The sequence below is a fragment of the Phreatobacter sp. genome, assembly GCF_016793595.1.
In the GTDB taxonomy this organism is placed as follows: Bacteria; Pseudomonadota; Alphaproteobacteria; order Rhizobiales; family Phreatobacteraceae; genus Phreatobacter.
Genome location: NZ_JAEULY010000028.1, coordinates 24,493 through 48,187, shown reverse-complemented (window position 1 = coordinate 48,187; position 23,695 = coordinate 24,493). Strand labels below are relative to the sequence as shown.

27 protein-coding genes are annotated in these 23,695 nt (G+C 67.1%); 16 read left to right on the top strand and 11 right to left on the bottom strand.

Features of this window, described 5'->3' with window-relative positions:
- From JNK84_RS22285 to JNK84_RS22240, 10 genes are all read left to right on the top strand, one after another.
- A partial coding sequence (locus JNK84_RS22285) for a Flp family type IVb pilin (RefSeq protein ID WP_293428288.1) occupies positions 1-128 on the top strand: 128 nt, incomplete at its 5' end.
- A gap of 90 nt (positions 129-218) precedes the next feature.
- On the top strand, positions 219-356 hold the full coding sequence (locus JNK84_RS22280) for a hypothetical protein (protein WP_293428382.1): 138 nt from the start codon (positions 219-221) through the stop codon (positions 354-356).
- A gap of 79 nt (positions 357-435) precedes the next feature.
- Complete coding sequence (locus JNK84_RS22275; RefSeq protein WP_293428380.1) at positions 436-942, top strand: A24 family peptidase; 507 nt, start codon at positions 436-438, stop codon at positions 940-942.
- Between the two features lie 161 nt (positions 943-1,103).
- Entirely contained in the window at positions 1,104-1,928 is an 825-nt protein-coding gene (gene cpaB, locus JNK84_RS22270) for a Flp pilus assembly protein CpaB (RefSeq protein WP_293428378.1), read from the top strand.
- Positions 1,925-3,430: a type II and III secretion system protein family protein gene (locus JNK84_RS22265; RefSeq protein WP_293428376.1), complete on the top strand. Its 1,506-nt coding sequence runs from the start codon at positions 1,925-1,927 to the stop codon at positions 3,428-3,430. Before cpaB ends, JNK84_RS22265 begins: the two co-directional genes overlap by 4 nt.
- Positions 3,431-3,455: 25 nt before the next feature.
- Entirely contained in the window at positions 3,456-3,902 is a 447-nt protein-coding gene (locus JNK84_RS22260) for a CpaD family pilus assembly lipoprotein (protein ID WP_293428374.1), read from the top strand.
- Positions 3,903-3,905: 3 nt separating this feature from the next.
- The gene (locus tag JNK84_RS22255) at positions 3,906-5,171 is read left to right on the top strand and encodes an AAA family ATPase (RefSeq protein ID WP_293428372.1); all 1,266 of its coding nucleotides are present in this window, start codon (positions 3,906-3,908) and stop codon (positions 5,169-5,171) included.
- A gap of 27 nt (positions 5,172-5,198) precedes the next feature.
- Positions 5,199-6,674 carry a CpaF family protein gene (locus tag JNK84_RS22250; RefSeq protein ID WP_293428370.1) on the top strand — a complete coding sequence of 492 codons (1,476 nt, stop codon included), beginning with the start codon at positions 5,199-5,201 and terminating at the stop codon, positions 6,672-6,674.
- 4 nt (positions 6,675-6,678) lie between these two features.
- Positions 6,679-7,656 (top strand): type II secretion system F family protein, encoded by a 978-nt coding sequence (locus JNK84_RS22245; protein WP_293428368.1) that lies wholly within the window; start codon positions 6,679-6,681, stop codon positions 7,654-7,656.
- Positions 7,657-7,671: 15 nt separating this feature from the next.
- Positions 7,672-8,646 carry a type II secretion system F family protein gene (locus JNK84_RS22240; protein ID WP_293428366.1) on the top strand — a complete coding sequence of 325 codons (975 nt, stop codon included), beginning with the start codon at positions 7,672-7,674 and terminating at the stop codon, positions 8,644-8,646.
- A gap of 16 nt (positions 8,647-8,662) precedes the next feature.
- Here the strand turns inward: JNK84_RS22240 and JNK84_RS22235 are convergent, their stop codons facing one another.
- The 5 genes from JNK84_RS22235 to JNK84_RS22215 all read right to left on the bottom strand — a co-directional run bounded on the left by JNK84_RS22235 (position 8,663) and on the right by JNK84_RS22215 (position 13,321).
- Positions 8,663-9,265: a hypothetical protein gene (locus JNK84_RS22235; RefSeq protein ID WP_293428364.1), complete on the bottom strand. Its 603-nt coding sequence runs from the start codon at positions 9,263-9,265 to the stop codon at positions 8,663-8,665.
- 67 nt (positions 9,266-9,332) lie between these two features.
- Entirely contained in the window at positions 9,333-10,502 is a 1,170-nt protein-coding gene (locus JNK84_RS22230; protein WP_293428388.1) for an MFS transporter, read from the bottom strand.
- Between the two features lie 162 nt (positions 10,503-10,664).
- A complete protein-coding gene (locus tag JNK84_RS22225) occupies positions 10,665-11,039 on the bottom strand; it encodes a DUF423 domain-containing protein (RefSeq protein ID WP_293428362.1) in 375 nt (124 codons plus the stop codon).
- A gap of 78 nt (positions 11,040-11,117) precedes the next feature.
- Positions 11,118-12,272, bottom strand: coding sequence for a DUF2778 domain-containing protein (locus JNK84_RS22220; RefSeq protein WP_293428360.1), 1,155 nt, complete (start codon positions 12,270-12,272; stop codon positions 11,118-11,120).
- A 158-nt stretch (positions 12,273-12,430) separates the two neighbouring features.
- Positions 12,431-13,321: an AraC family transcriptional regulator gene (locus JNK84_RS22215; RefSeq protein WP_293428358.1), complete on the bottom strand. Its 891-nt coding sequence runs from the start codon at positions 13,319-13,321 to the stop codon at positions 12,431-12,433.
- Positions 13,322-13,515: 194 nt separating this feature from the next.
- On the opposite strand from JNK84_RS22215, the gene JNK84_RS22210 reads away from it, so the two are divergent.
- From JNK84_RS22210 to pdeM, 4 genes are read left to right on the top strand one after another with little or no spacing between them, the layout of a single operon-like run.
- A complete protein-coding gene (locus tag JNK84_RS22210; RefSeq protein ID WP_293428356.1) occupies positions 13,516-13,917 on the top strand; it encodes a LysE family translocator in 402 nt (133 codons plus the stop codon).
- 48 nt (positions 13,918-13,965) lie between these two features.
- The gene (locus tag JNK84_RS22205) at positions 13,966-14,112 is read left to right on the top strand and encodes a hypothetical protein (protein ID WP_293428354.1); all 147 of its coding nucleotides are present in this window, start codon (positions 13,966-13,968) and stop codon (positions 14,110-14,112) included.
- 59 nt (positions 14,113-14,171) lie between these two features.
- Positions 14,172-16,748 carry a ligase-associated DNA damage response DEXH box helicase gene (locus JNK84_RS22200; RefSeq protein ID WP_293428352.1) on the top strand — a complete coding sequence of 859 codons (2,577 nt, stop codon included), beginning with the start codon at positions 14,172-14,174 and terminating at the stop codon, positions 16,746-16,748.
- A gap of 3 nt (positions 16,749-16,751) precedes the next feature.
- Entirely contained in the window at positions 16,752-17,459 is a 708-nt protein-coding gene (gene pdeM / locus JNK84_RS22195; RefSeq protein ID WP_293428350.1) for a ligase-associated DNA damage response endonuclease PdeM, read from the top strand.
- Here the strand turns inward: pdeM and JNK84_RS22190 are convergent, their stop codons facing one another.
- From JNK84_RS22190 to JNK84_RS22165, 6 genes are all read right to left on the bottom strand, one after another.
- Complete coding sequence (locus JNK84_RS22190; protein WP_293428349.1) at positions 17,460-18,059, bottom strand: class I SAM-dependent methyltransferase; 600 nt, start codon at positions 18,057-18,059, stop codon at positions 17,460-17,462.
- A 93-nt stretch (positions 18,060-18,152) separates the two neighbouring features.
- Positions 18,153-18,875 (bottom strand): DNA polymerase III subunit epsilon, encoded by a 723-nt coding sequence (dnaQ, locus tag JNK84_RS22185; RefSeq protein ID WP_293428347.1) that lies wholly within the window; start codon positions 18,873-18,875, stop codon positions 18,153-18,155.
- The gene (gene coaE / locus JNK84_RS22180) at positions 18,868-19,470 is read right to left on the bottom strand and encodes a dephospho-CoA kinase (protein WP_293428345.1); all 603 of its coding nucleotides are present in this window, start codon (positions 19,468-19,470) and stop codon (positions 18,868-18,870) included. Before coaE ends, dnaQ begins: the two co-directional genes overlap by 8 nt.
- A 1-nt stretch (position 19,471) precedes the next feature.
- Complete coding sequence (locus tag JNK84_RS22175; protein WP_293428343.1) at positions 19,472-20,302, bottom strand: shikimate dehydrogenase; 831 nt, start codon at positions 20,300-20,302, stop codon at positions 19,472-19,474.
- A complete protein-coding gene (locus JNK84_RS22170) occupies positions 20,299-20,895 on the bottom strand; it encodes a Maf family protein (RefSeq protein ID WP_293428341.1) in 597 nt (198 codons plus the stop codon). Before JNK84_RS22170 ends, JNK84_RS22175 begins: the two co-directional genes overlap by 4 nt.
- On the bottom strand, positions 20,892-21,743 hold the full coding sequence (locus JNK84_RS22165) for a pyruvate, water dikinase regulatory protein (protein WP_293428339.1): 852 nt from the start codon (positions 21,741-21,743) through the stop codon (positions 20,892-20,894). Before JNK84_RS22165 ends, JNK84_RS22170 begins: the two co-directional genes overlap by 4 nt.
- Positions 21,744-22,092: 349 nt before the next feature.
- Between JNK84_RS22165 and hemE the strand changes: the two genes are divergently transcribed.
- On the top strand, positions 22,093-23,148 hold the full coding sequence (hemE, locus tag JNK84_RS22160) for a uroporphyrinogen decarboxylase (RefSeq protein ID WP_293428337.1): 1,056 nt from the start codon (positions 22,093-22,095) through the stop codon (positions 23,146-23,148).
- Positions 23,149-23,171: 23 nt separating this feature from the next.
- A complete protein-coding gene (gene hemJ, locus JNK84_RS22155; RefSeq protein ID WP_293428335.1) occupies positions 23,172-23,666 on the top strand; it encodes a protoporphyrinogen oxidase HemJ in 495 nt (164 codons plus the stop codon).
- Positions 23,667-23,695 lie beyond the last annotated feature (29 nt).

Genomic DNA, 23,695 nt, shown 5'->3' with positions numbered 1-23,695 from the left:
GCGCCACCGCCATCGAGTACGGCCTGATCGCCGCCGGCATCGCCGCCGTCGTCATCGTCGCGGTCAACACCATGGGCACCAACACGCTCAACGCCTTCAACAAGGTCAACACGAACTTCAAGCAGTGATCTGACGATCGCTCGCGAAGACGAATGCGGCCCGCCCAACGGCGGGCCGCCTCTTTTTCAGTTCCGACCCTTTGCAGTGACGGTGCCGGCATGACGAGGGGCGTACCACCTCGGATCGCACAGACCGACCGGCGCGCCGCGCCGGACGAGATGGCCGGCCTTGTCGCGCTATCGCTGGTCGCCGGCCTCGCGGCCGCCCTGGCCGTGCTCTGGCGTTCACTGGTCTGAAACCCGTCGCCGTGATGATGGCGTCCGGGCTGGGCGCCGAAACCAAGACGGATCGCGCCCGCCTTCCCGGGAGGAAGCCATGTCCGACCTCGCCATCCTGCTGATCTTCCCCGCGATGATGGCGTTCGCGGCGGCGAGCGACCTGTTCACGATGACAATCTCGAACCGGGTGTCCTTCGTGCTGATCGGCGGCTTCTTCGCGCTCGCCCTGATCTCCGGCATGGCCTGGGCCACGATCGGCATGCATGTCGCAGCCGGCGTGCTGGTTCTGGTGATCGGCTTCGCCTGTTTCGCCTGCGGCTGGATCGGCGGCGGCGACGCCAAGCTGGCAGCCTCCACGGCGCTATGGCTCGGCTGGTCGCAGCTGCTCGAATATGCGCTCTACTCGTCGCTCCTCGGCGGCCTGCTGACCCTCGGTCTCCTGTCGCTGCGCGGCGCGCCGTTTCATCCGCCGCTGCTGATGCGCGAGGGCTGGTACGCCCGAATCACCGACGCCAAGACCGGAATTCCCTATGGCATCGCGCTGGCGGCAGCGGGTCTGATCCTCTATCCCTCCAGCTTCTGGATGACTGGCGCGCTGCACTGAATCTCCGGCGCGCGCGAGGCCGGTGACTTTTCGTTAAGTCAAATTGCTCACCGGCGATTAACCATAAGTTGACCTTTCCCTGATCGAATCCGGCCTCATGACGAGGGCCTGTCCGCCCTCGCCGCGTGAGGGTCGGTCCAATGCGTCTGAAGCCTGCACAGATGGTGGTCATCGCAGTCGCTCTCGGCGCCGGCGGGTTCGCCGCTATCCTGATGGGTGGCCGCAGGCCGCCGCCGGCGGAGGTGCAGCAGGCTGCGCCCGCCCCGGAGGTGCCGTCCCTCGACGTGCTGGTCGCCAATGTCGACCTGCCGCTTGGCAAGATCATCCAGCCCGGCGACGTCGCGTGGCGCCGCTGGCCCGACGATGCCGGCACGGCCAATTTCATCGTCCGCCGCCGGGGTGACGCTGGCGCCGCCTCCATGGATGAGACGGTCGGCTCCATCGTCCGCTCTGCCTTCATCGCCGGTGAACCGATCCGCGCCGCACGCCTGGTCAAGGGCAATCGCGGCTTCATGTCGGCGATCCTGACGCCCGGCATGCGCGCCATCGCTGCCCCGATCGACGATCCCTCGCGGGGCGCCGGCGCCTTCATCCTGCCGAACGACCGCGTCGACGTGATCCTGGCCCGTCGCAACGGCAGCGCAGCCGCGCAGGCCGACGGCATGACCCACACGACCTCCACCGTGCTGCGCAACGTGCGGGTCCTCGCCGTCGACCAGGTGGTCGAGGAGCGCGGCGGCGAGAAGACCATCGTCGGCCGGACCGCGACGCTCGAACTCACGCCGGCGCAGTCCGAGACCCTGGCGCTCGCCCGCGAGCTTGGAACCCTGTCGCTGGCGCTTCGCAGCCTTGCCGATTCCTCGGTCGCCAACCTCGCCGGCGAAGGCGCGGGCGACGGCGAGGCCCTGTTCGGCAGCCAGGAAGGCCGCATGACCATCGTGCGCCACGGCGTGCGGTCCGTGACCACCCCGCAGGGGAATGAATGATGCGCTCGTCCTTCCACTCCGCTCCCGCCGCCGCGCCGCGCCGCGCCGCGAAGGTTCTCGCCCGGGTCGCCGGCGCCGCCATCTGCGCCCTCGTCTGCACGGCCGGCCTCGGCGAGGCCGTGGCTCAGGGCAGCACCACCGCGCGCCAGCAGCGGCCGGTCAGCGGCAACCAGATGGTCACGCTCGGCGTCGGCAAGTCCATTCCCGTCGAGCTTCCGCGCGATGCCCGCGACGTCATCGTCGCCAACCCCGCCATCGCCAATGCGGTCGTGCGCTCGGCCCGCCGCGTCTTCCTGATCGGCGTCGCCGTCGGGCAGACCAACGTCTTCTTCATCGATGCCGAGGGCCGGCAGATCGCCGCCTATGACATCGAGGTCGGCCGCGACCTCGGCGGTCTGCGCCAGACGCTGCGCAGCGTACTGCCGAACGCCAATATCGAGGTCCGCTCGGTCAACGACTCGGTCGTCGTCTCGGGCTCGGTCGCGACTCCGCTCGAGGCGCAGCAGGCGATGGACGTCGCCGCGCGGCTGGTCGGCGACGAGAAGAAAGTAGTCAACGCCATCTCGATCCGCGGCCGCGATCAGGTCCACCTCAAGGTGACCGTCGCCGAAATCCAGCGCACGCTGATCCGCCAGCTCGGCGTGCGCATGGATGCTTTCGATCCGACGTCGGCCATCGCCGGCGCGACCGGCAACGGCCTCGGCAATGCCGGCGGCTTCGTCTATGGCCTGCTGACCTCCGGCCGGTTCAACGTCAACAATATCGATCCCTCGCCGAACTCGATCCAGATCGGTTCGCGGGTCGGCAACAACGTCGTCACCAGCACGATCCGCGCCTTCGAGGAAAACGGCCTCGTGCGCACGCTGGCCGAGCCGACGCTGACGGCCATTTCCGGAGAGCAGGCCAAGTTCGTCGCCGGCGGCGAGTTTCCGGTGCCGACAGGTCGCGACATCACCGGCAACATCACGCTTGAGTTCAAGCCGTTCGGCGTCATCCTCGCCTTCACGCCGGTCGTGATGTCGGAGGGGCGCATCAGCCTGCGCGTCGGCGTCGAGGTCAGCGAGATCAACAACGACGTGTCGGTCCGCCTCGCCAGCGGCAGCAACTCCCAGGGCATCGTCGTGCCCGGCCTCAGGACGCGCCGTGCCGACACGACGATCGAACTGCCCTCCGGCGGCTCGATGGTCCTCGCCGGCCTCCTGCAGGAGCAGACCCGCCAGGCGATCGGCGGCATGCCCGGCGCCATGAACATTCCCGTCCTCGGCGCGCTGTTCCGCTCGCGCGACTATCAGCGCGGCCAGACCGAGCTGATGGTCATGGTCACGCCCTACATCGTGCGTCCCGTCTCGGCCAATCAGCTCGCCCGGCCCGACGACAACTATCAGGACCCGTCCGATCCGGCCGGCATGTTCATCGGCCGCCTCAACCGCATCTACGGAACCGCCGGCGCCCCCGCTCCCCGCGGACGCTTCAACGGCCCCGTCGGCTTCATCCGCGACTGATCAGGCTCCAAGCCAGAGGTTTCCCATGTCCCGCGTGCCCAACCGCCTCCCCGTCGCGAAGCTGGCCGTGATCGGCGCCGCCTTCGCTCTCGGCGGCTGCCAGTCGGTCGCCTCGATGCGCGATCCCTATCCGCACGACTACCGCCAGCGGCATCCGATCATGGTTGGCCCGCAGGGCGCCTATGTCGCCTCTCAGTGCGGCCTCTGGCCGAACGACCTCGGCGCGGCGCCTGGCTCCGACAGTCACCTGAACCGTCCGAGTTGGAACCACGGCTGCGCCTTCCAGCACAATCTGGCGGCGATCGTCGCCAATCCCAACGACCTGCTGGGCCCGCGCCAGGAAACCGAGATCGACGCGGCCCGCCGCCAGACGATCATGGGCCGGCATCGCCAGGGCACGGCCCCCGGACCGCAGATCGACCATCAGCCGATCCGGTCGCTCACCGACATCAAGCGCGAAATCAAGGGGTAGGACGTGGCGGACGAGGCAACGCTCCCGTCGGAGGCGCAGGGCGAGCAGATCGCGCCCGTTCCGCGCATCTCCCTGCAGGCTTTCTGCGAAACATCGGAACTGGCCGGCATCATCGCTGAGGCAGCCGAAGACAGGCGCATGGACAAAGCCCATGTGCGCGTCCAGATGGGCGGGGCTCCCGCGGCTGTGGAGGCGTACCGCACCGCGCCCACACCCAATGTCGTGATTCTGGAGACGACCGGCCGCAAGGGCGAGATTCTCGGCCATCTCGACGAACTGGCCGACGTCTGCGACGCCACGACCAAGGTCATCGTCATCGGCCAGGTCAACGACATCGTGCTCTATCGCGAGATGATGGCGCGCGGTGTCAGCGACTACATGATGGGGCCGACCGGCGTCCTCGACATCATCCGGACGGTCTCGGGCCTTTACGCCTCCGACGGCGCCAAGCCGGTGGGGCGGACCATCGCGATCATCGGCGCCAAGGGTGGCGTCGGCGCTTCGACCATCGCGCACAATCTTGCCTGGGCAATTTCGAAGGATATCGGCACCGATACCTGCATCGCCGACATGGACCTCGCCTTCGGCACCGGCGGTCTCGACTTCAACCAGGACCCGCCGCAAGGCATGGCCGACGCCGTGTTCTCGCCGGACCGCGTCGATACGGCCTTTGTCGACCGCTTGCTGTCACGCTGTTCGGACAATCTCTCGCTGCTGGCGGCCCCCGCCACGCTGGAGCGCGTCTACGACCTCGGGCCCGAAGCCTTTGACAGCGTCATCGACATCCTGAAGGCGACCGTTCCCTCGATCGTTCTGGACATGCCGCATGCCTGGACCGGCTGGACCAAGCGCGCGCTGGCCACCGCCGACGACATTCTCGTCGTCGCCGCGCCGGATCTCGCCAACCTGCGCAACGCCAAGAACATCATCGACCTCCTGCGCGCGTCGCGGCCGAACGATGCGGCGCCGCGCTACATGCTGAACCAGACCGGCGTCGCCAAGCGTCCGGAGATCAAGCCGGCCGATTTCGCCAAGGCGCTCGAATCCGAGCCCGTCGCGGTGATCCCGTTCGAGCCGCAGCTGTTCGGCACGGCCGCCAATAACGGCCAGATGCTGGCCGAAATGGAGCCGGGGCACCGGGTGTCCCAGCAGTTCACCGATCTCGCCCTCGCGATGACCGGACGCCACGACACGCGGAAGGCGCGAGCCGGCCTGCTCGGACCGCTGGCGCCGATCCTCGAGAAACTTCCATTCCGCAAGAAGGCCTGACGGCCCGGCCAACCTGTTCGAGGCAGCATGTTCGGTAAGCGCGGCACCACCGGATCGGGATCGGGGTTCCCCCCTCAGGGCGGAGCGACGACGATCGAGCGCGCGGTCACGCCCGCCGCGCCGCGCGCCGCGGAACCGGTGAAGATGCCGAGCATCGCCTCGCCGCCCATGGCGCCGGCCCAGGCCGCGCCGGCGCCCGAGGACCGCCAGCGGTCGTCGAGCTTCTACGAGACCAAGAGCCAGGTTTTCGGCGCGCTGATCGAGGCCATCGACCTGTCGCAGCTCGCCAAGCTCGACGGCGTGTCCGCGCGCGAGGAAATCCGCGACATCGTCAACGAGATCATCACGATCAAGAACATCGTGATGTCGATCGCCGAGCAGGAGGACCTGCTCGAGGACATCTGCAACGACGTTCTCGGCTATGGCCCGCTCGAGCCGCTGCTCGCCCGCGACGACATCGCCGACATCATGGTGAATGGGCCCAACACGGTCTATATCGAGGTCGCGGGCAAGATCTCGAAGACCGGTATTCGGTTCCGCGACAGCTCGCAGCTGATGAATATCTGCCAGCGCATCGTCAGCCAGGTCGGTCGCCGGGTCGATGAATCCTCGCCGATCTGCGACGCCCGCCTGCCGGACGGCTCGCGCGTCAACGTCATCGCACCGCCCCTCGCCATCGACGGCGCCGCCCTCACCATCCGCAAGTTCAAGAAGGACAAGCTGACGCTGGAGCAGCTCGTCAAGTTCGGCTCGATCTCTCCCGAGGGCGCGGAAATCCTTCGCATCATCGGCCGCGTCCGCTGCAACATCGTCGTCTCCGGCGGCACCGGCTCGGGCAAGACGACCCTTTTGAACTGCCTGACGCGCTACATCGATTCCGACGAGCGCATTATCACCTGCGAGGACGCCGCGGAACTCCAGCTGCAGCAGCCGCACGTGGTGCGCCTCGAAACCCGCCCGCCGAATCTCGAGGGCGAGGGCCGCGTCACCATGACCGACCTCGTCAAGAACTGCCTGCGTATGCGCCCCGAGCGGATCATTGTCGGCGAGGTCCGCGGACCCGAGGTCTTCGACCTTCTTCAGGCGATGAACACGGGCCACGACGGCTCGATGGGCACGATCCACGCCAACTCGCCGCGCGAGTGCCTGTCGCGCATGGAATCAATGATCGCCATGGGCGGCTATTCGCTTCCCGCCAAGACCGTGCGCGAGATCATCGTCGGCTCGGTCGACGTCATCGTCCAGGCCGCCCGTCTGCGCGACGGCTCGCGCCGCATCACCCATGTCACCGAGGTTCTCGGCCTCGAAGGCGACACGCCGATCACCCAGGACCTTTTCGTCTACGAGATGCTGGGCGAGGACGAGAACGGCAAGATCGCCGGCCGCCACCGCTCGACCGGCATCGGCCGGCCGAAATTCTGGGACCGCGCCCGCTATTACGGCGAGGACAAGCGACTGGCTGCGGCGCTCGATGCCGCCGATGTCGGCGAAGCCGTGAGGTGAGCCGATGGAATTCGATGCCATTGCCATTATCGGCCTCGCCACGGTCTGTGCGGGCGGCCTGGCCTATGCGCTGATCTATCCGTTCCTCTCCGGCGAGGTGAAGGCGGACCAGCGGCTCGATGCGGTCGCGCAGACCGCCGCGCGCCCGGTGCGCGGCAAGCTCGACGAGCAGACCGTCAAGCGCCCGAGCGTCGAGGAAACGCTGAAGGAACTCGACCGCCGCCAGAAGAACGCCGCGCGCCCCCCGCTTCAGACCCGCATTACCCAGGCGGGCCTGACCTGGACCAAGAAGCAGTTCTACATTCTGTCGGCCGTGCTCGGCGCCGTTGGCTTCATCATGCCGCTGATGGCCGGCCTGTCGCTCATACCGGCGCTCGCCTCGGCGGTGGCCTTCGGGTTCGGCCTGCCGCAATGGATCCTCAATTTCATGAAGAAGCGGCGCATGGCCGCCTTCCTGAACGAACTCGCCAACGCGGTCGATGTCATCGTCCGCGGCGTCAAGGCGGGTCTGCCGATCGGCGACTGCCTCAGGATCATCGCGACCGAAGCGCAGGAGCCGGTTCGCTCGGAGTTCAAGTTCGTGGTCGAGCAGACCGCGCTCGGCATCCCGCTGCACGAGGCGGTGCTCAAGCTCTACGAGCGCATGCCGGTGGCCGAGGCGAACTTCTTCTGCATCGTCATCTCGATCCAGCAGAAGGCCGGCGGCAATCTCTCCGAGACGCTCGGCAACCTCGCCAAGGTGCTGCGCGACCGCAAGAAGATGAAGGCCAAGATCGTCGCCCTGTCGCAGGAGGCCAAATCCTCCGCCGCCATCATCGCCTGCCTGCCGCCGGCAGTGATGATCTTCGTCTACATGTCGACCCCGCAATACATCTCGCTCCTGTGGACCACGGAACTCGGCCGGCTGATGCTCGCCGGCTGCCTTCTGTGGATGTTCACGGGCGTGATGGTCATGCGGAAAATGATCAACTTCGACTTCTAGAGGGGCTCGCCGACCATGCTGGGCCTCATAATCGAGAAGCTCCACGACCGCGATTTCATGATCCAGATGCTCATCGCCATCGCGGTGGGCGCGACCGTCATCACCTTCGCCATGCCGCTGTTCGCGGGCGACAATCTCGGGCGACGCATGAAGGCGGTGTCGGTGGAGCGGTCGCGCATCCGCGAGCGCGAGCGCGCGCGCATGGCCAACGGCGAGCGGGTTACCGTCCGACAGACCCCCAAGGCCTGGATGATGTCGATCGTCAATGGCCTGCAGCTGACCAAGCACCTCGCCCAGGACGAGGCGCGCGAGAAACTGATCCAGGCCGGCTATCGCGGCCAGGTGCCCTACATCGTGTTCCTGCTGTTCCGCATGGTGGTGCCGATCGTCACCTTCCTGCTGGCGTTGATCTATCTCTTCGTGATCAACGACATGCAGCAGCCGGCCATCGTCCGCGTGCTGATCGCGTGCTTTGCCGCCTATGTCGGCCTGCAATTGCCGATGCTGTTCCTCAAGAACCAGATCGACCGCCGCAAGACCTCGATCCGGCGCGCCTTCCCCGACTCGCTCGACCTGATGCTGATCTGCGTCGAATCCGGCATGTCCATCGAGGTGGCATTCAAGCGCGTCAGCCAGGAGGTCGGCTCGCAGTCGATTCCGCTGGCGGAGGAGCTGACCCTGACCACCGCCGAGCTCAGCTACCTGCAGGACCGGCGCCTCGCTTACGAGAACCTCGCCAAGCGCACCGATCTCGATGGCGTCAGGGCGGTGTCCATGGCGCTCATCCAAGCCGAGCGCTACGGCACGCCGCTCGCCAACACGCTACGCGTGATGGCGCAGGAAAACCGGGACATGCGCATGTCGGAGGCCGAGAAGAAGGCGGCCTCGCTGCCGCCGAAGCTGACCGTGCCGATGATCGTGTTCTTCCTGCCCTGTCTGTTCATCGTCATCATGGGCCCGGCTGTGATCCGCCTCATGGCCGCGAACTGACCGGCCCGGGGGAACGTCAGGTGGGGCCGGATTCAATCGGCATAGTGTCGATCGGCGCCACCTCGTCGGCATGGGCGTCTTTTCGGGACAGCTTCCCCGGGACGACTTCAGCCTTGGCGAGGCGCCGGTAAAGGTTGCGGTTCCGCCGGAGCGGCCACCAGTCGTAGAACAGGATCTGCGCCGGCCGCCAGTTGGCGACCCAGCCGAAAACCGAGATGCCGTCGCGGATGCCTTCGCGCCAGCCGTCGGGCAGCGGTGAATTGTCCACCAGCCGCGACAACGCCGTGCAGAAGGCCAGCACGCACAGGCCAATGGCGAGCGAGATCAGGCCGGTGCGGATCAGCTTGCGGAGGTTCATCGCCTCGTTGGCGGCAAGGCGCGTGAAGTGCTGACGCAGCACCGCCTCGACCTTGTCTGCGTCCTTGCGCGAGGCCGGCCGGCTTCGCAGGCACAGTTCGATCACGAAATGGTCGGAACGCGGTGCGTACCAGGCCTGCGAGGCAATGTACTGCGCGGCTGTCGCGTTGAGGCTGAACTCGTGGAACGGGGATGGGTCGAAAGTCGAGAACAACTGGTCGACATCGTGAACGTCGATGGGAATGCGGGTCATGCCCGTCATGCCTCGAATCCTCCTGCCCGTCTGAGCGCGACAATGGCGCGAAGCCCGCGACGCGTCGAGCGCGCATTCAGGTCCGCGCGAGCCGCTCGCGGCGCATCAGAAGCCATCCAACGATCGCGAGGTTCAGGAGGTTCCACAGGATGCCATTGACGAAGGCAGCCTGGTAGGAGCGCGTCACGTCGAAGATGACCCCGGAGATCCAGCCGCCAAAGGCCATGCCGATCAGCGTCGCCATCAGCGCGATGCCGACACGCGTTCCCGCCTCGCCCGCCGAGAAATACTCCCGGACGATGATGGCGTAGCTCGGCACAATGCCGCCTTGGAACAGGCCGAACAGGATCGAGAAGACGTAGAGCGGCGTCAGCGCGTCGGAAGTCAGGAACAGGATGAGGGCCAGTCCCTGCAGCACCGAGCCGAGCAGCAGCGTCGCCAGCCCCCCGATCCGGTCGGCGATGAAGCCCGATGCGACGCGGCTGACGATGCCGAAAGCCAGCATCAGCGACAGCATTTCCGAGCCGCGGGCGACGCCGTAACCAAGGTCGGCGCAATAGGCAACGATATGGACCTGCGGCATGGACATGGCGACGCAGCAGGAAATGCCCGCGACCGCCAACAGCGCCATCAGCGCATTGGGCGACAGGCCGAGCGCGGCGGGTGTAGCGCTGCGCGCCAGCCCCGAGCCGCTCGCGGCGGTCGGCGCCGGCTTCCGGAGCAGCAGCGCCAGCGGCACCATCAGCACGACGGCCACGACGGCGATCAGAATATGGGTTGTCCGCCAGCCATACGATTCGAGAGCGAAACGAACGACCTGCGGCCAGATCGCGCCGGCGAGATAGTTGCCGGACGCGGCGAGGGCCACCGCAATGCCGCGACGGCGCTCGAACCACATCGAGACATGCGCGAGCAGCGGCCCGAACACGGCGGCCGAACCGAACCCGATCAGGAACCCGTGAGCCAGGGCGAAGGCCCAGATGTTCGGCGCGAGCCCCGCCGCCACATAGCCACAGGCGAGCAGCGCAGTGCCAGCGAGAACCGGAACCATGATGCCGAAGCGATCGGTGAGCCGGCCCATGGCGACGCCGCCGAGCGCGAACCCCATCATGGCAAATGTGTAGGGGAGCGAAGCTTCGCCGCGACCGACCCCGAAATCGGCCTGCACGGCGGGAATCACCACGACGACCGACCACATGCCGACCCCGCCGATGGTGCCGAGCGCCAGACAGATGGCGAGGCGCATCCAGGCGGCGGGCCCGTCAATGTCGGAGACGGATTCTTCTGCGGCGGCGGTCTGCTGGAGCACGATCGTCTCGTCCGGCTGCGGGGCGTGGACGCTAGCACCCCGGCGCTGCTCAAGACAAAGGCAGCACAAGCCGGTCGGCTGTGCAGGAATGCCTTGCCGTCAGGAGCCGTGACGCCCGCCGATCAGGCCCGCGACGGCGACGAGAATCCATGCCGCGATCAGCAGAGTGCCGCCCGCCGGCGCGGCCATCGGGAATAGCGGCATGCCGCTGAACGTGCGCATGGCGATATCGCCGGAGAACATGACGACGCCGGAAACCAGCCCCCAGGCCGCGACCCGACCACAGAGGTCATGGATCAGGCTCGCCTTTCGCGCGGCGGCGACGGCGATGATCGCGGGAGCGTGCAGCGACAGCATGGTGGCGGCAACAGGCAGGCTCGTGCCGGCATAGGCGTGGGTCGCCATGGCGGCGAGCCCGATGCCTGCCGCGCCGATCAGGCCGGCGGCAAAGAGAAGAAGGCGCGTGGCGGTCATGGATCAGGCTCCGGGCGAGGCGCCGTCAAAGCACACGATTCCGATTCCGGAAAACCCCTCGGGGGCAGGATAGCTCTGTCAGCTGGTCGTGCGGGCAACCACCACGAGGCGGCGAATCTCGCCGCGCAGATAGGCCTGCAGGAAGCGATCGTAGTCCTTGATCGACAGGCAGCCGTTGGAATCGCCGCGCGGGCCCAGCAGATAGCTGTGCGCGAGAAGGCCGGTGCGACCGTGAATCGACTGGCTGCCGCCGGTCGGGTTGAGCCGTATGGCGCGAACGCCGTGGAACAGCGCCTCGCGCTCGACGAGATCATAGGTGTGCGGCGGGATCGGCCCCTCCATCCGCACATGGGCATAGCGCACGTCGTTCATCTTCGCGCCGAGGCCGGACTGAGCCTCCAGCCGCTCGCCGCTCGGCAGATACACGGTCCGCGCGGCGATATCGAAGATGGCCGTGCCCGGCGGCGGCTTGGGCACGACATTGAAGCCGAAGCCAAGACGCGTACCGAACGACGGCTGGCCGGCATCGGTCGCCGTTCCGGTCGGCGGCGCATAGGCAAGCTCCGGCCCGTTGGGCGAACGCGGATTGCCGAAAAGACGCTCGAGGAAGGAGCGGCCATCCGTCGCCTGCGCGGCAGGAGCGGCGGCGGTCTGAGCGCCGCGCGCGCCACGGCGGGTCGCGACCTGCGGCTGCTCGGGAGCGGATGCGGCGGGAATGTCGGTGGGACGCCGAACCGGCAGAGGCGCGGTCTCAAGAGCCGCCGACGCGGCTTCGTCGGCTTCATCAGCGGCGATATCGGGGCGCGCCATCGGCAGCGGCGCGGTGACGAGCGGCGCAGGCCCGGTCATCTGAGGCGCGAGGGACGGCGCTTCGACGGCATCGCTCCGCAGGCTAGCCAGGGCGAGCACGGGGCGGGAGGTGAGGGGCGCGACGGCAGCCACCGCTTCCGCAGATGTCGGCTGCCATGTCGCGGAGAGCGGCTGACTGGCGGCAAAGGTCGCGGGCGCCTGTCCCAGCGAGAAGGCAGGGTCGAGAAGGGCAGCGACAGGCGTCAGGCCAACCTGCGCGGCGGAGACATTCGCCCGGGCCCGGTCGTCACGCAGGACGTAGGTGGTCAGTCCGGCAAGGCCGGCCGAGAGGGTGAGGACGGTGACCCACGGAAAGCGGAAGGATCGGGCCCGAACGCGCGAAGGCGAGGCCAGTCCAGCGGCTTCGGCACCCCAATCACGCATCGGCCGTACTCTCGATACTTCCCGGCAACGAGCCCCTCCGTCCGATGCGCGCCGACCGACGAGCGCGCCGATTCCTCTCGCGGGAACCAGCGCCATCCTGCCGGATCGGCCGCCGTGTTGAAAGGGGCAAATCCGGCTTCCATAAGGCGGGAGAAGGGTTAACGCTCCGTGAAGTCATCCGGCGAGCGGCGGAATGCTCCCGGGCCGATGCCGAACCGCTCCTTGAAGCGCCGTGAGAACGAGGGCACCGAGGCATAGCCGCAGCGCTCGGCGATTTCGGCCATGCCGAGCCCCGTATCGACGAGCAGGCGCCGGGCCTTCGTCAGGCGCCAGCCGGTCACATAGTCCATCGGCGGTATGCCCACCTCCACGGCAAAGCGGGCGGCGAAGCGTGTGCGCGACATGCCGGCGGCCCGCGCGAGATCGCCTACGCGCCACGGATGCGCCGGGTCCTGATGAACAGCCCTCAACGCCGCCGACAGGCGGGGATCACCAAGCGCGCGGAGGAAACCGTGGCCATTCGTCGCGGAAAGGCGGCGCGTCGCCTGAACGAGGATGATCTCGACCAGCCGAGCCAGGATGGCATGCGCGCCCGGTCCTGACAGACTGGCCTCCAGCTCGATCAGCCGCAGCGCGGCCGTGATCCACGGCTCGGCGCCGAGATCGGCGGCGCGCAGATGAATGAGGGCCGGCAGACTCGCCATCAGCGGATGCGGCATGGCCTCGTCAAAGGCGAGAAAGCCGCAGACAAGAACGGCACGGAGCGGCCTTTCGCCGCCGGCCAGCACGCCGCCGCGCAGCGCACCCCCGGCGATCAGGTCTGCGAGGGAGATCGGCTGCGCCGACGGGTCGGTGGCGAGAATCTGGGCCGCGCCATTGGGAACCAGCGCCAGTTCGCCCTGCGCGAGCTCGATAGCCGCGCTCGCACCGACGGAAAGCCTGCAGGCTCCTGCCAGCGCCAGATGGAAGCGGATATGGCGGCGTTCCTCCGGAACGTGGACAGCCGCGCCACCGCCCAAGTTCGGCGCGGAAATAGAGCTGCGATCCAAGACGCAGAGTCGAAAACACATCCGATAGGACGTCAAGCTTGCCTGTTTGCATACCTGACTGGGACGATTGAATAAGAATAAGCAGCTAACGAAGACTGCATTTCACGTGAATCAGGGTCAAGGTCTCCGGCACCGCGACGAGGCGGGCGAACTCACCATCGGCGGGACAGCGGCATGGGTTGGCGGAACTAAAAATGACCCCTGACATGATCATCGCCTTGATCGGCTTCGCCTTCGTCATGTCGATTTCGCCCGGGCCCGGCAATTTCCTGCTGCTGGCCTCCGGCGCCAATTTCGGCTTTGCACGCTCGTTGCCGCTCCTGCTCGGCATTTCCGGCGGCTTCCTGTCGATGGTCTTTGCCGTGGGGATCGGGCTCGGCGCCATACTGAAGACCTATCCGGCCATCGATATCGCCTTGCGCATCGCCTCCAGCTTCTACGTCGCCTGGCTTGCGGTCAGAATCGCGCGCAGCCGGGCGCTTGGGGAAGGAGCAGCGGTTGCCGAGCCCGTCGGCTTCGCCGAGGCTGCTGCCCTTCAGCTCCTCAATCCGAAGGCCTGGACCGTGGCGTTGATCGTGACGGTCTCCTACACGTAGCCGGATCGGCTGCTGCCGAGCCTTGCCGCGGTCATCGCGATTTTCGCCGTGGTCAACCTGCCCTCCCTCGCCGCCTGGGTGCTGTCCGGAACGGAGCTCCGGCAGGTGCTGGCGAAAGGTCGGCGCATCGTGATCTTCAACATCACCATGGCCGTGCTTCTGGTGGCCTCGATGATCCCTACCCTCATGCGCTGACGACAGCCGAGCGCGAGGCGCGCCTTCCCCTGGCGCGCGTTCTCGTTTAGTTCTGGATCATGTCCGCCCGACGCGCCCCTGCGGAAGATGCAGCACTGCTGCCTGAACGATTCCGCAGCTGGTTCGCCGCGCGCGGCTGGGTACCGCGCGCACATCAGCTGGACCTTCTGAAGCTTGCGCGCGAGGGGCGCTCCGGCCTGCTCGTCGCGCCGACCGGCGCCGGCAAGACGCTGGCGGGCTTCCTGCCCTCGCTGGTGGAGCTGGCGGAGGGGCGCCCCCAGCGCCAGCCCGCCGGGCCGGCGGGCCGGACACCGCCGTCGCGCTCGCGCGGACTGCATACGCTCTACATCTCGCCCCTGAAGGCGCTCGCGGTCGATGTCGCGCGCAACCTCTACAAGCCCGCTGACGAGATGGGCCTGCCCATTCGCATCGAGACCCGCACCGGCGATACGCCGGCCTCGAAGCGGCAGCGGCAGCGGGCCGATCCGCCAGACATCCTCCTCACCACGCCGGAGCAGCTCGCCCTCCTGATCGCAAGCGCCGACGCGCCCTATCTTTTCGGCTCGCTGAGGCGCGTGGTGCTGGACGAGCTGCACGCGCTGGTCACATCCAAGCGCGGCGACCTCCTGTCGCTCGGCCTCGCGCGGCTGTTCAGACTGGCGCCGGAGCTGGCGGCCGTCGGCCTTTCGGCGACCGTCAAGGAGCCGGCCGATCTCGCACGCTTCCTCAGCCCTCAGGACGGGCGGCAAGCCGCGGCAGTGGTGATCGCGGAGCCGGGCGCGAAACCCGATGTCTCCATGATGGAGACGCGCGAGCGGCTGCCCTGGGCCGGCCATTCCGCGCGCCATGCGGCCGGTGAGATCTACGAGGCGATCAAGGCGCACCGTACGACGCTGATCTTCGTCAACACGCGCAGCCAGGCCGAATTGCTGTTCCAGCTGTTGTGGACCATCAACGAGGACGCCCTGCCGATCGCGCTGCATCACGGCTCGCTCGACGTCGCCCAACGCCGGCGTGTCGAGGATGCCATGGCCGCCGGGCGGCTGAAGGCCGTGGTATGCACCTCCTCGCTCGATCTCGGCATCGACTGGGGCGATGTCGATCTCGTGCTCAATATCGGCGCTCCGAAGGGCGCCAGCCGGCTGATGCAGCGCATCGGCCGCGCCAACCATCGGCTCGACGAGCCCTCCCGCGCGGTCCTGGTGCCGGCCAATCGCTTCGAGGTGATGGAATGCCGCGCCGCGCTGGAGGCGGTGGAGCGCGGCCACCAGGATACCGAGCCGCTGCGCACCGGCGCGCTCGACGTGCTCGCCCAGCACGTGCTCGGCACCGCCTGCGCCGGCCCGTTTGACGAGGCGGCGTTGCTGGCCGAAGTGCGATCGGCCGCGCCCTATGCCGCGCTTCCAGACAAGGATTTCGCCGACGTGGTCGCTTTCGTCGCCACCGGCGGCTACGCGCTGAAGACCTACGATCGCTTCGCCAGAATCCGCAGGGACGTGAAGGGTCTGTGGCGGATCACCCATCCGCGCGTCGCGACCCAGTATCGAATCAATGTCGGCACCATTGTCGAGGAGCCGATGCTGAAGGTTCGCCTCGTCCGCTCCGCGCGCCAGCGGGTCGGCACGGCGCCGACCGGACCGATCGGCCGCGGCGGCCGTGTCCTCGGCGAGGTCGAGGAATATTTCATAGAAGGGCTCGTTTCGGGGGACACCTTCGTGTTTTCCGGTGAGATCCTGCGGTTCGAGGCCCTGGTGGAGAACGAGGTTTATGTCTCGCGCGCCGCCGCCAGCGACCCGAAAGTACCCGCCTACGCCGGCGGCAAGTTTCCCTTGTCCACCTTTCTGGCGGAGGGCGTCCGGCGCATGCTGGCGGAGCCGGAATCATGGGCGCATCTGCCGGCCCAGGTCGAGGAATGGCTGCAGCTCCAGAGGCTCAGTTCCATCATTCCGCGGCGCGACGAACTGCTGGTGGAGACCTTTCCGCGGGCCGGCCGTCATTATCTCGCGGCCTATCCGTTCGAGGGCCGTCTCGCCCACCAGACCCTTGGCATGCTGCTGACCCGCCGCCTTGAGCGCTGGGGGCTGAAACCTCTCGGTTTCGTCGCCAACGACTATTCGATTTCCGTCTGGTGCCTCGACGACATGGGTGCAGCGATCGGGCGCGGCCGGCTGTCGCTCGCGGCGCTGTTCGACGAAGACATGCTGGGCGACGACCTCGAGGCCTGGCTTGCCGAAAGCCAGCTGATGAAGCGCACATTCCGCACCTGCGCGGTGATCGCCGGCCTGATCGAGCGGCGGCATCCGGGCAAGGAAAAGTCGGGTCGACAGGTGACCATCTCGACCGACCTCGTCTACGACGTGCTGCGCCGTCACGAGCCCGATCACGTGCTGTTGCGCGCTGCCCGAGCGGATGCGGCAACGGGATTGCTCGACATTGCCCGGCTCGGCCGCATGCTGACACGCATCAAGGGTCGAATCGTGCATAAGGATCTCGATCACACCTCGCCGCTGGCCGTTCCAGTGATGCTGGAGATCGGCAAGGAGCCGATCTACGGCGAGGCGGGAGACCGCTTGCTGGCGGAGGCGGAGGCCGTGTTGCTCGCGGAAGCGGGCCTTGCGGGAACGGGAGCCGACTGACCGATGAACCTCGCCCGGAGGCAGCAGGAACGGGACGATGCCGTCATCACGCTGGGCGGCGGTGCGTTCGTCGCCGATCCGTCCGGTGCGCTCTGGTGCGCCCGCACGTCGACGCTCGTCGTTTCCGACCTTCATCTGGAGAAGGGTTCGGCGGCAGCACGGCGCGGCACGCTGATGCCTCCCTACGACACCGCCCATACCCTCGATGCGTTGGGAGGGGCCATCGCGCGCTTCCGCCCCCGTCGCGTCATTTCGCTCGGCGACAGCTTTCACGATGACGGCGCGCTCGGCCGCATTGCAGCGCGGGACATGACCATGCTGGCGGAACTCCAGCGCGGCCGCGACTGGCTGTGGATCTCGGGCAATCACGACGAGGGTCTGTCGGGCGTTCTGCCGGGCGACCATGCCGATGCGTTCGTGGAGGACGGAATGCGCTTCGTCCATATCCCGCGTGCCGGGCAGGGCGGCGCGGAGATAGCCGGCCACCTGCATCCTTGCGCGAGAATCCAGACCCGTGCTGGCAGCCTGCGCCGTCGGGCCTTCGTCTTCGACGGCGAACGCCTGGTCATGCCGGCCTTCGGCGCCTATGCCGGCGGCCTGAATGCCCGCGACCCCGCGATCCTGTCGCTATTTGCCAGGAGCTTCTCGGTGCTGGCGCTGGGGCGCGAGCGCGTCTTCGCCATTCCACCCGGCCAGTGCCGGCCGGACTGATCACGATCCGCGGCGATAGACCCAGACGCGCGCCGGCGGAATGTTACGCCACACCCGCTCGGAAGGCTCGGCCGAGAAATTGGCGCCCTTGAGCGGCACGGGCGACACCACCGAATAGGTGAACTGGATGAAAGGCGCGCCCGGCCGCATCAGACCGAGCGCATCGTCGAGAAGCTGAAGTCTCACGGGCTCCGGACGGGTCATCAGCGGCAGGCCCGACACCACCGCGTCGGCCGGCGCGTTCAGTTTTCCCGCGAGCGTCTTCGGCAGCGAATAGGCGTCACCCTGCACGATGGTGGCTGTCGGGAAACGCTCGCGGAGCAGGCGGCAGAACTCGGCGGAATATTCCACCAGAACAAGCCGCGCGGGGTCGATGCCGCGCGCCACGAGGGCCGTCGTCATCGGCCCGGTTCCCGGGCCGAGTTCGACCACCGGGCCAGTACCGGCCGGATCGACATAGCTCGCCATCTTGCGCGCGAGTGCCGGCCCCGAGGGCGTCACGGCGCCCATCCTGAGGGGGTTCTTCAGCCAGCTCTTGAGGAATCGGGCATCGTCGTCTTGGCGACGCTCCGTCCGATGGCGCTGGACGGCACGACCCATGGAGTTTCGATCGACCATTTAACGGTCCGACTGAAGGGGTCCGCCGCGGACCCGACACAGGGGCGCAATACCTATCGGCATGTCATGAGAGGGTCAAGAACCGCCGCCCGTTGCGGCGGAGGGGCCGGTCAGGATGTCGAGCCAGATCGCCTTGTCGCCCAGTTCCGCGACGAGGCGGCCATGCGCCTCGATGTCGGCCGCCGAAAGGCGGGGGGCGAGCGGCTGCGGCCGGGCGCGGGCCGGCACATCGGCGCGCGCCGCGCGAACCGCTGCCGGCCGGGCCTCGGCGAGGCCCAGGGAGGTCTGCTTGCCGCCGATCAGTTCGATATAGACCTCGGCCAGCAGCTCGGCGTCGAGAAGCGCGCCGTGCTTGGTGCGCCGGGAATTGTCGATGCCGAACCGGGAGCAGAGGGCGTCGAGGCTGTTGGCGCCGCCGGGAAAGCGCCTGCGGGCGAGGCTGAGCGAGTCGATGACGAACTCTGACGGGAAGGCCGGGCGGCCGGTTCGCTTCAGTTCGGCGTTGATGAAGCCCATATCGAACGAGGCGTTGTGAATGACCAGCTTCGCGCCTTCGATGAAGGCCGAGAATTCGGCGACAACCTCGGCGAATTTCGGCTTGTCGCCGAGGAATTCCGACGAGAGCCCGTGAACGCGGAACGCCTCCTCCGGCATGGACCGCTCGGGATTGATATAGACGTGATAGGTGCGGCCGGTCGGGAAGTGATTGATCAGCTCGATACCGCCGATCTCGACCAAGCGGTCGCCGCGAAGGGGATCAAGCCCCGTCGTTTCGGTATCGAGAATGATCTCACGCATGGCGGGATTCTCCGTCTGCGGCAAAGGCCCTGATGAAGGCTGCGACCTGGCGGCGCGCCGAGGCGAAGTCGCGACTGGTATCGAGCACGACATGGGCGCGGCGGCGCTTTTCGGCATCCGGCATCTGGCGCGCCAGGATGGCGTCGAGCTTCTCGGCGGTCATGCCCGGACGGGCAAGAACGCGGCTGCGCTGCGCCGCGGCTCCCGCCGAAACGACGGCAACGACATCGACGCGGGAATTACCGCCGGTCTCGAACAGAAGCGGGATGTCGAGCACGATCAGACGGTCGCCACGCGCGCCGCAGGCCTGCCGAAAGCGAGCCTGCGTTTGCCCGACGAGGGGGTGAATGATCGCCTCGAGCGTCTTCATCGCGGCTCCGTCGCCGAGCACCGCCGCCCCGAGCCTGACGCGATCAACCGTTCCATCGGCCGTGGTGCCGGGAAAGGCCGCCTCGATCAACGGCACCGCCGCCCCGGAATAGAGTCTGTGCACCGCCGCATCCGCGTCGTAGACGGGAATGCCAGCCTCGCGGAAGAACGCCGACGTGGTCGACTTCCCCATGCCGATCGACCCGGTCAATCCGACGATGCGCATGTCAGTGCGCTCCGATATCGGCGGCGACCAGATCAAAGAGCGCGCGCGTCACGGTCGGGCGGACGCCGAACCAGCGCTCGAAGCCGGGCACGGCTTGATGCAACAACATGCCGAGCCCGCCGACGGTCGGGTGGCCGCGCTCGGCCGCCCGGCGCAGCAGGTCGGTGACCAGCGGCACATAGACGATATCGGAAACGATGGCGCCGGGCTTCATGCGATCGAGATCGACGGCCAGCGGTGGCTGCCCCGCCATGCCGAGCGACGTCGTATTGACCAGCAAATCGCATGTGGCGAGCGCAGATGGCAGGCTATCCAGGCCTACAGCCCTGACGCGACCGGGATATTGCCGGGCGATCAGCTCAGCCTTTTCCGCTGATCGATTCGCCAGCGTGACGATCTCGACGCCGCGTTCGATCAGCCCGTAGACAATGCCGCGAGCCGCACCGCCGGCGCCGATGACGACCGCATGAGCGCTCATCCTGTCCCAGACGGGCGCTTCGTCATCCAGATTGGCGATGAAGCCGGGAACGTCGGAATTCATGCCGACGAGCTTGCCGCCATCGACCCACACCGTGTTCACGGCCCCGACAGCCACTGCCGCGGGATCGACCTCATCGAGCAGCGCGAAGGCCGTTTCCTTGTGCGGAAGCGTGACGTTGCAGCCGGCATAGCCCTGGTCGGCCAGGCTGCGGAAGAAGGCCGCGAAATGCGCCGGCGGAACGCCCTCGCGCGTGTATTCACCGGCGATCCCCATCGTCTTGAGCCAGTGATTGTGGATGATCGGCGAGCGGACATGCTCGATCGGCCAGCCAATGCAGCAGGCGCGGGTCATGGCGTCGCCAAGCCTTCCTTGCGCAGCATGGCGAGAAGCGGCAGCAGCGGCATGCCCAGGATAGTGAAGTAGTCGCCCTCGACGCGATCGAAAAGCTGAATCCCGACCGATTCGAACTGGTAGCAGCCGACAGATGTCAAAACGCGATCTCCCATCGCCGTCATGTAGCGATCGAGGAAGGTGTCGGAAAAGGCCCGCACATGCATGGCGGCGGAGCTGACGGTGCTGGCCACGATCTGCCCGCCATGCGCCAGCGCGACGCCGGAATGAAGGTGATGGATTCGGCCGCGAAACGCTTCGAGATGCGCGCGCGCCTCGGCGAGCGAGCCCGGCTTGGAGAAGCGGCTCTGCCCCAGCGCCAGGGTCTGATCGGCGCCAATCACATAGGCATCCGGGCGGGCGCGACTGACTGCGGTGGCCTTCTCGTCGGCGAGCAGCCGCGCAATCTGGGCTGGCGAGCGACCCTCCGCCGCCCATTTGGCGTCGAGGGAACGTTCGTCAATCTCCGCCGGCACGAGATCGACGGTGATTCCGGCTCCCTCCAGCATGGCGCGGCGCGCTTCCGATTTCGATGCGAGAACGAGCGTGGTCACTGGTCCGCCCTCGCCGACAGGGAGCGCCGGTGGTCTTTCAGCAGCGAAATGATCGAGGCTGCGGTCTCCTCGATGGAGCGCCGGGTCACGTCGATGATCGGCCAGTTGCGCGCATTGAACAGCCGGCGTGATGCCGCGATTTCCTCGGCGACGGCCGTCCGATCGACATAGCTCGACTTATCCTGCGTCGCGTTGAGGCTGAGGATGCGGTTCTCGCGGATCTGCACGATCCGTTCGGGGCTGGCGAAGAGTCCGACGATCAGCGGCTTCTGGAGCAGATCGAGCTGCGGCGGCAGCGCAATGCCTGGCACGAGCGGCATGTTGGCGGTCTTCACGCCACGGTTGGCGAGATAGATAGAAGTTGGCGTCTTGGAGGTTCGCGAGACGCCCATCAGCAGGACATCGGCCTCCTCCCAGTTCTCGGGAAGCTGGCCGTCATCGTGCATCATCGTGTAGTTCAGCGCGTCGATGCGCTGGAAATATTCGGCGTTCAACATGTGCTGGGCACCGACACGAGGGGTCGAGGCCGCGCCCAGATAGTTCTGGAACATGGCCAGGACTGGTTCCAGCACCGACAGGCAGGGGCAGCCGAACTCCCGGCATTTGGTCGTCAGCCGGTCGGAAAGTTCGTGATCCACCAGCGTGTAGAGCACGATGCCGGGATTGGCCTCGATTTCGGTAAGGACCCGATCGAGCTGCTTCTGCGAGCGCACCAACGGATAGATGTGCTCGATGGCGGACACGGTCGCGTATTGCACCGCCGCCGCGCGGCCGACGGTCATCAATGTCTCGCCGGTCGCGTCCGAGACGAGATGCAGATGGAAGTAGCTCTCATGGCGGTGCGTCACCGGCTTCGCCCGCTCGCAATGGGGGTATGGACTGTGGACAAGTTCGGACAAGGCCATGCCCAGCGGGTCCCCGCAAGCCCGTGCCGGGACAAGTCAGGCGGCCTGTCCCCAACTTGTTCCACGACGGGGGCACCGGCCGACCTTTGGGAAGATCGTGGGAAGGTGCATCGACACGTCACATCGGTGGAAGCTATCTTTCTGATTCATGAAGCATTTAACGAAAATGATCGCGAGATCAGCAAGGCTTTGGTGAGCGGCCGCGACTGGGGATGGGTTGTGGATGGGACTGCGTTCCCCTAATCCAGCGCCAAGGAATCAAAGCAGATTCCTTCAAGACTTGTCTTGAGGGATGACCAGTGATCGGACCTCGCGCGTGGAAAAGCCGCTTCTCGCCGTTCTGCAGGGCCAGAGCCAAGCCTCTCCGCCGATCTGGATGATGCGCCAGGCCGGGCGCTACCTGCCGGAATACCGCAAGGTGCGTGAGGCTGCGGGATCCTTCATGGAGCTGTGCTTCAACCCGGAGCTTGCCGCCGAGGTGACCCTCCAGCCGTTGCGGCGCTTCGGCTTTGATGGCGCCATCCTGTTCTCGGATATCCTGGTCGTGCCCCATGCTCTCGGGCAGACTGTGACATTCGAGGTGGGAGAGGGACCGCGCCTTGAGGGACTGGTCGACCGTTTGGGGCTCGGCCGGCTCGCTTCGCGGCTCGATGAGGCGGTCGTCCAGCCGGTTTACGAAACCGTTCGGCGGGTGCGTCAGGATCTTCCTCCCGGCGTCACCTTCCTTGGCTTCTGCGGCGCTCCCTGGACCGTGGCGACCTATATGGTTGCGGGGCGGGGCGGTGACGATCAGGCCGCGGCCCGGATGTTCGCCTATCGCGATCCGGAGGGCTTCCAGTTGCTCATTGACCGGCTGGTCGAGACGTCCATCGACTATCTGGCGGGGCAGGTGGCTGCCGGCGTTGAGGTCGTGCAGATCTTCGACACCTGGGCTGGCGTTCTTCCCGATGCGGAGTTCCGCCGGTGGAGTGTCGAGCCGATCGCGCGGATCGTCGGAGGGCTGCGGCAGCGCGCGCCGGGCGTGCCGGTGATCGTGTTCCCGAAGGGGGCTGGCTCGCGGCTGGCGTGGATGCTTGAAGCCGGCCCGGATGCGGTCGGGCTCGACTGGGCGGCGGACGCGGCTTTTGTTTCACGTGAAATCCAGCCGCGCGTGGCCGTTCAGGGTCACATCGACCCACTGGCGCTGAAGGCGGGCGGTGCGGCGCTGGATGGTGCGGTCGATGCCGCTCTCGCCGCCTTCGGTGACGGCCGCTACATCTTCAATCTCGGGCACGGCATTCAGCCGGATACGCCGATCGCTCATGTTGAGCAGATGGTTGCGCGCGTCCGCGCGTGGCGGCGGGCCTGATCGACCAGAGAGAGGCATTGCGCATGCGCGCCGTGGTTTCCCTGCTTGTTGTCGCGGCTGCCTGCCTGGCGCTGGTTCTGGTGGCGTCGCCGGCCTGGGCGCCATGGCTGAAGGCGCTTCACGTCATCGCCGTCATCTCATGGATGGCCGGAATGCTCTATCTGCCGCGGCTGTTCGTCTATCATTGCGGCGTCGCCGCAGGGTCCGAGGCGTCCGAGACGTTCAAGGTGATGGAGCGTCGACTCCTGCGCGCCATCATCAATCCGGCCATGGTGATTGCCTGGATCGTCGGCTTGTGGCTCGCCTGGGTGGCGTTCCGGTTCCAGGGCGGCTGGCTGCATGCGAAGCTCGCGCTGGTTCTGGTGCTGTCCGGCCTGCACGGGCATTTCTCGGCGGCCGTCAGGGCCTTCGCCGAGGACCGCAATACCCGGTCTGCCCGCTATTGGCGGATTATGAATGAGGGGCCGACCGTCATCATGGTCTTCGTCGTGATCCTGGTGATCGTCAAGCCGTTCTGATCGGAGCCAGCGGCAGAGGACCGGATCGG

What these genes read in the sequence shown, in the direction of transcription:
- JNK84_RS22280 (WP_293428382.1), top strand. Translation starts at nt 219, where the DNA reads ATGACGAGGGGCGTACCACCTCGGATCGCACAGACCGACCGGCGCGCC.
- JNK84_RS22275 (WP_293428380.1), top strand. Translation starts at nt 436, where the DNA reads ATGTCCGACCTCGCCATCCTGCTGATCTTCCCCGCGATGATGGCGTTC.
- cpaB (WP_293428378.1), top strand. Translation starts at nt 1,104, where the DNA reads ATGGTGGTCATCGCAGTCGCTCTCGGCGCCGGCGGGTTCGCCGCTATC.
- JNK84_RS22265 (WP_293428376.1), top strand. Translation starts at nt 1,925, where the DNA reads ATGATGCGCTCGTCCTTCCACTCCGCTCCCGCCGCCGCGCCGCGCCGC.
- JNK84_RS22260 (WP_293428374.1), top strand. Translation starts at nt 3,456, where the DNA reads ATGTCCCGCGTGCCCAACCGCCTCCCCGTCGCGAAGCTGGCCGTGATC.
- JNK84_RS22250 (WP_293428370.1), top strand. Translation starts at nt 5,199, where the DNA reads ATGTTCGGTAAGCGCGGCACCACCGGATCGGGATCGGGGTTCCCCCCT.
- JNK84_RS22245 (WP_293428368.1), top strand. Translation starts at nt 6,679, where the DNA reads ATGGAATTCGATGCCATTGCCATTATCGGCCTCGCCACGGTCTGTGCG.
- JNK84_RS22240 (WP_293428366.1), top strand. Translation starts at nt 7,672, where the DNA reads ATGCTGGGCCTCATAATCGAGAAGCTCCACGACCGCGATTTCATGATC.
- JNK84_RS22235 (WP_293428364.1), bottom strand. Translation starts at nt 9,265, where the DNA reads ATGACGGGCATGACCCGCATTCCCATCGACGTTCACGATGTCGACCAG.
- JNK84_RS22230 (WP_293428388.1), bottom strand. Translation starts at nt 10,502, where the DNA reads ATGCGCCTCGCCATCTGTCTGGCGCTCGGCACCATCGGCGGGGTCGGC.
- JNK84_RS22225 (WP_293428362.1), bottom strand. Translation starts at nt 11,039, where the DNA reads ATGACCGCCACGCGCCTTCTTCTCTTTGCCGCCGGCCTGATCGGCGCG.
- JNK84_RS22220 (WP_293428360.1), bottom strand. Translation starts at nt 12,272, where the DNA reads ATGCGTGATTGGGGTGCCGAAGCCGCTGGACTGGCCTCGCCTTCGCGC.
- JNK84_RS22210 (WP_293428356.1), top strand. Translation starts at nt 13,516, where the DNA reads ATGACCCCTGACATGATCATCGCCTTGATCGGCTTCGCCTTCGTCATG.
- JNK84_RS22200 (WP_293428352.1), top strand. Translation starts at nt 14,172, where the DNA reads ATGTCCGCCCGACGCGCCCCTGCGGAAGATGCAGCACTGCTGCCTGAA.
- pdeM (WP_293428350.1), top strand. Translation starts at nt 16,752, where the DNA reads ATGAACCTCGCCCGGAGGCAGCAGGAACGGGACGATGCCGTCATCACG.
- JNK84_RS22190 (WP_293428349.1), bottom strand. Translation starts at nt 18,059, where the DNA reads ATGGGTCGTGCCGTCCAGCGCCATCGGACGGAGCGTCGCCAAGACGAC.
- dnaQ (WP_293428347.1), bottom strand. Translation starts at nt 18,875, where the DNA reads ATGCGTGAGATCATTCTCGATACCGAAACGACGGGGCTTGATCCCCTT.
- coaE (WP_293428345.1), bottom strand. Translation starts at nt 19,470, where the DNA reads ATGCGCATCGTCGGATTGACCGGGTCGATCGGCATGGGGAAGTCGACC.
- JNK84_RS22175 (WP_293428343.1), bottom strand. Translation starts at nt 20,302, where the DNA reads ATGACCCGCGCCTGCTGCATTGGCTGGCCGATCGAGCATGTCCGCTCG.
- hemE (WP_293428337.1), top strand. Translation starts at nt 22,093, where the DNA reads ATGACCAGTGATCGGACCTCGCGCGTGGAAAAGCCGCTTCTCGCCGTT.
- hemJ (WP_293428335.1), top strand. Translation starts at nt 23,172, where the DNA reads ATGCGCGCCGTGGTTTCCCTGCTTGTTGTCGCGGCTGCCTGCCTGGCG.